General features: G+C 51.0%; 1 pseudogene. It reads left to right on the top strand.

The window, feature by feature from the left end:
- Window positions 1-198: pseudogene (locus JTI85_RS21415) on the top strand (DUF4113 domain-containing protein); the annotation flags it as partial.
- Between the last annotated feature and the right edge of the window lie 3 nt (window positions 199-201).

Below are 201 nucleotides of genomic sequence, written 5' to 3'. Positions count from 1 at the left end.
CTGAATCTTTTTGACGACAACCTCCCGCGGCATAACAGCGATAAACTGATGGAGATTCTGGATACGCTTAATGCTGAAAAGGGKAAAGGAAYGCTCTAGTTTGCCGGRYAAGGGATACAGCAACCGTGGGCGATGAAGMGAGACATGCTTTCGCCGCGTTATACCACGAGATACAGTGATTTGCTGCGCGTGGGGTAGGGG

Source organism: Citrobacter sp. Colony219 (genome assembly GCF_019382635.1).
Taxonomy (GTDB): Bacteria; Pseudomonadota; Gammaproteobacteria; order Enterobacterales; family Enterobacteriaceae; genus Citrobacter; species Citrobacter youngae.
This window is presented reverse-complemented; position numbering and strand designations above follow the sequence as displayed.